A 4,689-nucleotide genomic window follows, 5' to 3' on the forward strand; every position below is an offset into this window, starting at 1 on the left:
TTCCAAAAAGAAAATCCTTCCCTGAAGTCTCGCTTTCGGTTTCACCAAGAAAAATCATTTGATCGGCTAAGTGCAGAAAAAGACGTAAGTTCTGCCAAGCGTGAGGTTAAACAACTCAAGAAAGTCCGAAAGTCTAAGAAAAACTCTACCAAAGTCAAAGTTGGATTAGGCTTAGCTGCATCTGAATCCCTTGACCTGATAGCACAGGAGGATGATTTAGATGGTCTAAGAACCATGAAGGATACTAGTTTGAAAGCCAGACGCTATGGAAGGTTTACCTATCAAGCAGGTAAGGTGGCAGTAAAAAGTGGACAGACTGGTGTGCGGTTTACCAAAACAAAATTTTCTCATGGAAAGGAACGATTCCAGAACTTCAAAAAGGGAAAAGGATTCACACGCCAGAAACATTTTAAACCACAAAGTCGCTACCAAACCATTTTAAAGCATGCCAGAAAGCACAGTCTAGCAGGAGTTAAGGGGATTGCCCAAGCCATTAAGGGAAGTATGACTTTCTTTTCTGTCCTTGCGGGAAATCCTTTGACTTGGATTGTCTCAGGCCTTCTCTTGATACTCCTTTTGATGATGAGCTTTTTCATGAGTGTGTCAGGAAGCAGTGTCATTCAACAAGATGAGATGGAATTGACCAAAGCCTATACCCACATGACGTGGGAAGATGCGGAGCATACGAGAACTAACGAAAAAGGGATTACCTATTACACCAAAATTGATGAGGTCATGGTTTACATGAATCATCAATACCAAGACTATAAGCTTGACGATGTCATGGAAAAAGGTGGTGCGACCTACAAAGCATTTCTCAGTCAAGTGTGGACGGACTTAAACGGTGGTGACTCTATTAGATCCATGTCTGACTTGTATAAAGAACCTGCTTACAAGCTGTCAGATGAGGACCAAGAAGAACTAAAGGAGTTGACCGAAGAAGGCAACTATTTAGCCCTTCAAGAATTGGACAATCCCTTCCAGGGACAGACCGATGAAGATAGTTTAAGTATGTTATACCGATATGGTTATGAGGTCATTGATGAAAAACCAACGCTTCATCACCATATCATCTTAGAAGCAAAAGAAGGTCAAGTCATTGTGGCTCCGATGGATGGCAAGGTATCTCTTGATGGGGAGAACGTTGTTTTGACATCTGGTAAGGGAGTCAATAAGACTAAACTAACCTTGTTTGGCATTCATTCAGGCCGAGTGAGTGAAAATCAACAAGTCTTGGCAGGAGACATTATGGGTCAAACCAAAGACGGAACGGGTCTAAAAGTCACCTATCAAAAGGTTGATGATGACACGGATAAGTTGGTCTATGTCAATCCAGCTTTCTACTTTCCGAATGTGATCCAGGTTCAGACCACCATTCTTCCAACTATCGGTCAGTTTGGCGGTGATGAGTTCGAGAGAGCAAAGACTATTTATGACTATCTCAAAAGCAAAGGTGCGACAAATCAAGCTATTGCGGCCATTTTAGGAAATTGGTCGGTAGAATCCTCTATTAATCCCAAGCGTGCAGAGGGCGACTATCTATCTCCCCCTATTGGTGCGACAGACAGTTCGTGGGATGATGAGGGCTGGCTCTCACTCAATGGTCCAACTATATACAATGGACGTTACCCAAATATTCTTAAACGTGGTTTAGGCTTAGGCCAATGGACAGATACCGCAGATGGGTCACGCAGACATACCTTATTGCTCGAATATGCCAAAGGAAAAAATCTAAAGTGGTATGACTTAGGGTTACAACTGGATTTCATGATGCATGGGGATAGTCCTTATTACACCAACTGGTTAAAGGACTTCTTCAAAAATTCAGGAAGTCCAGCTAGTCTTGCCCAACTCTTTCTCATTTACTGGGAAGGAAATTCAGGGGATAAGCTACTTGAGCGTCAGACACGAGCAAGTGAGTGGTATTACCAAATTGAAAAAGGCTTTAGTCAACCCAACGGTGGGACTGCACAAAGCGATCCAAAAGCACTTGAAGCTGTACGAGGAGACCTTTTTGAGAACTCTATTCCAGGAGGTGGTGACGGGATGGGGTATGCCTACGGCCAATGTACTTGGGGAGTCGCAGCCCGTATCAACCAACTGGGTCTAAAACTTAAAGGTAAAAATGGTGAGACGATTTCAATTATCAGTACCATGGGCAATGGCCAAGACTGGGTGCGTACGGCCGCACGTCTCGGTGGGGAGACAGGGACAAGTCCACAAGCAGGAGCTATTCTTTCCTTTGCGGGAGGAGGACATGGTACACCAGCAGAATACGGACACGTGGCTTTTGTGGAGAAAGTCTACCCAGATGGCTCATTCCTTATCTCAGAAACCAACTACAATGGCAATCCCAACTACACCTTCCGTAAATTATCTGGAGTGGATAGTAGCTTGAGTTTTGCTTATACGACGAAATAAAAAAGGATATGCTAACAAAATGAATAAATGTTAGCATATCTTTTGTGTTTTTTTTGTCACGATTAATCAGAATTTATAGAAATGAGAACTGTTATGAGACGAATCATCTCATCAAGAACATCTGCAAGTGAAATCCCTTTTGTATAGCTATATTTTTTCGAATAATTTTGCCATTGTTTATTCTGAATAGGGTCAGATTTGAACCTCTCGAGTAGTTCAATAATCTTTACAAAATCGAGTTCTGTTTCGCGATATGAAAATGTTCTCTGACAGGCATTTCTCAACTGAATGAAGTCAATGTCTTCTTTCTTCAGTTTTGAAAGAATATAAACATCGTAAAAATCTTTGCTTCTACTGTTCAAGAAGTTACGTGAATAGATGGTTTGAAGTTTTTCAGCTAGAATTGTTTCAATTGTATAAGCAATGATTGGAAAATTGTCTTCATCAAAAATAGCTTTATAGTCGTATGTAATCGGCTGAGGAGTTACAACATCACCAGTCGCAATATCCAAATGGATAACTTGTTTAATATTCTCAAGTTGGCACAAAATGGTTGCTCGATAGCCACCATAGTCATCACTTTCTTTAATAGCTGTAATTGATTGAATCACAAAAGATATACCTTCTTCGGAATCTGCTAAAATTTCTTTGAGTTGCTGTTTAACAGTTTCTTCTGAGAGTGTTATTTGATGGAATAAAAAGTCAATATCAACAGTGCTACGAGATTCAACTCCGATGACATTCGAAAGTAGGAATCCTCCTTTGAAGATATAGTGATTTGAATAAGAACTTTGACTTAATTTTTTCAAAATGACTTCTAGGAAGTAATAGGTCATGACGGAATTAAAGGTTAAACCAGTATTCTTTGATATTTTATGACAGAGTGCTGTTAATTTAGCTTTGTTCATATTAGAACCTCCAGAGTTTGTTTAACTTTTTCTAAAGTATTCATTTTTGTCGCATATTCATAGAGTTTTGCTAGATTTTTTTTAGGATAGTTCCCATAAGATTGAAGTGTCTTGACAAAGAGTTCGGAATCAATCTTTTCTCGATGTATTACAAAATCACAAATAATACGTTCAAAATCATATACCCTTACGTTGTTTCCCAAAGGAGTAGGTACAGTAGTCATTCCCAGCTCGCTGTATTCTTTAGAGACAAAGTGAATATTTAGATTAGCTGGAGGAGTATTAAAGCGGTAGCCTCTAGGAACTGTCACATCAAAATATTGTGGAATTTCATCTGTAAACTGTTGTAGATACAGTGCCGAAATATAAGAGAAAATAGCCTTAGGAAAACGATATTGAAAGAAGTAGTATTCATCATAGTCTCCGTTTTGGGTTAGGAAAATACCTTTTTCAACTCGGAAGATAATGCCTTCTTTCTCTAGTCTTGTCAGATATATTGTTGGAATACCTAGTGCTTTACAATCTTTGTTTGTGACAATTCCATTGTTCTTTTCTATAAAATCGAGTAGAATCTCTTTTTTTGACATACGGCCTCCCACTTGTTGCTTTTACACTACAATTTTACAATATTTGTGGTATAAAAGCAACATTTTCTTTTCCCTCATTTTATTGTGATAACAAAATCAAGCCTTCTTTTTTATGATGAGGAAAGAGTGACAATTTGTTGCTACATAAAAAAGAAAAGAAGGACTATTTATGACCAAAACATGTAATCATCACTTTCTTGTCAATCAGGAAAAAGGCGAGAAACACGTCTTTCGCAAGAGTAAAAAATATCGCACTCTATGTTCCGTTGCCCTTGGAACCATGGTGACCGCTGTTGTTGCTTGGGGAGGAACGGTTGCACATGCTGATGAAGTCACATCATCAGTTGACACCAACATCCAACGAACGGAGAATCCAGCCACAAATTTACCAGAAGCACAGCCAAAACCTGTATCTGAACAAACTGAAATTTTAGCGTTAACTGGACAATCTAATGGAGCGATTGCTGTTACCGTACCACATGATACGGTAACACAAGCAGTTGAAGAGGCAAAGGCTGAAGGTGTTTCTACGGTTGAAGATAGCCAAATGGATTTAGGAAATACAACTTCTGCGGCAGAAACTAACCAACAAATTTCAAAAGCAGAAGCAGATGCCCAAAATCAAGTTGAGGCTATCAACGAAGTTACTGAAACCTACAAAGCTGACAAAGCAGCTTATGAGGATGAAAAAGTCCGAATTGAACAAGAAAATAAGGAGCTGATACAGGCCTACGAAGGTGCCAACCAAACTGGGAAGGAGACAAATGCTTGGG

4 protein-coding genes are annotated in these 4,689 nt (G+C 39.6%); 2 read left to right on the forward strand and 2 right to left on the reverse strand.

The annotated features are described in order from the left end of the window. On the forward strand, positions 1–2,421 hold a 2,421-nt coding region (locus ACVRWY_RS09285; RefSeq protein WP_447455800.1), incomplete at its 5' end, for a phage tail tip lysozyme. A 62-nt stretch (positions 2,422–2,483) separates the two neighbouring features. Here the strand turns inward: ACVRWY_RS09285 and ACVRWY_RS09290 are convergent. Next, a complete protein-coding gene (locus ACVRWY_RS09290; protein WP_171997202.1) occupies positions 2,484–3,329 on the reverse strand; it encodes a nucleotidyl transferase AbiEii/AbiGii toxin family protein in 846 nt (281 codons plus the stop codon). Next, the gene (locus ACVRWY_RS09295; RefSeq protein ID WP_000037237.1) at positions 3,326–3,916 is read right to left on the reverse strand and encodes a type IV toxin-antitoxin system AbiEi family antitoxin domain-containing protein; all 591 of its coding nucleotides are present in this window, start codon (positions 3,914–3,916) and stop codon (positions 3,326–3,328) included. Before ACVRWY_RS09295 ends, ACVRWY_RS09290 begins: the two co-directional genes overlap by 4 nt. A gap of 169 nt (positions 3,917–4,085) precedes the next feature. Here ACVRWY_RS09295 and ACVRWY_RS09300 point away from each other — a divergent pair. Next, positions 4,086–4,689 (forward strand): putative cross-wall-targeting lipoprotein signal domain-containing protein (locus ACVRWY_RS09300; RefSeq protein ID WP_447455801.1); only part of this gene is annotated, 604 nt, incomplete at its 3' end.

Source organism: Streptococcus porcorum, assembly GCF_053203725.1.

Bases quoted from the DNA above. Each gene is read 5' to 3' on its own strand.
- ACVRWY_RS09290 (WP_171997202.1), bottom strand. From the start codon at position 3,329: ATGAACAAAGCTAAATTAACAGCACTCTGTCATAAAATATCAAAGAAT.
- ACVRWY_RS09295 (WP_000037237.1), bottom strand. From the start codon at position 3,916: ATGTCAAAAAAAGAGATTCTACTCGATTTTATAGAAAAGAACAATGGA.